Here is a 495-nt window from a genome sequence, read left to right on the forward strand (position 1 = left end):
GTCACCGGTGATGCAGGCGCTGCTCAACGCCGATCGCAGCTATATCGAGGCCGCCCTGAAGGTGCTCGATTCGCATCGCGGCGGCGCGCGCGGCTGGCTCCGCGACGAAATGGGATTGTCGGACGCAGACCTCGCCCGCTTGCGCCGCGCCTATCTCGAATGACGCCTATCCTTCCCCGACATCGGGGAAAGGGCAAAACCTAGCAGGATCTTTTGAAAAGCGAACGCACACACGGCGTAGCGGCGGCGTCCGTCGCTGCGGCCCGCCGCCGTGCCTGTCGCGGCGTTGCCGGAAACCCCGGTAACGTCCTGCGATCAGACACTTTTGAAAGAATGGTGCACCCAGAGCGATTCGAACGCCCGACCCTCAGATTCGTAGTCTGATGCTCTATCCAGCTGAGCTATGGGTGCGTGGAGACGCGCTGTTAGCGGCGTCTTTTGAGAGATGCAAGTGCGTTGCGTGACCTTTCTCATCGGCATAGAGCAATTCGTGAT

The 495-nt window shown here is 61.2% G+C and carries 1 protein-coding gene and 1 tRNA gene; one reads left to right on the forward strand and one right to left on the reverse strand.

What is annotated here, in order from left to right:
- Positions 1–10: 10 nt before the first annotated feature.
- A complete protein-coding gene (locus AACY08_RS30745; protein ID WP_445262060.1) occupies positions 11–163 on the forward strand; it encodes a tyrosine-protein phosphatase in 153 nt (50 codons plus the stop codon).
- A 171-nt stretch (positions 164–334) separates the two neighbouring features.
- Here the strand turns inward: AACY08_RS30745 and AACY08_RS28970 are convergent.
- Positions 335–411: transfer RNA gene (locus AACY08_RS28970), tRNA-Arg, on the reverse strand.
- Positions 412–495: the final 84 nt, after the last annotated feature.

Origin of the sequence: Pseudomonas sp. EL_65y_Pfl1_R83, from assembly GCF_963970695.1 — a bacterium.
GTDB lineage: Bacteria > Pseudomonadota > Gammaproteobacteria > Pseudomonadales > Pseudomonadaceae > Aquipseudomonas > Aquipseudomonas tritici.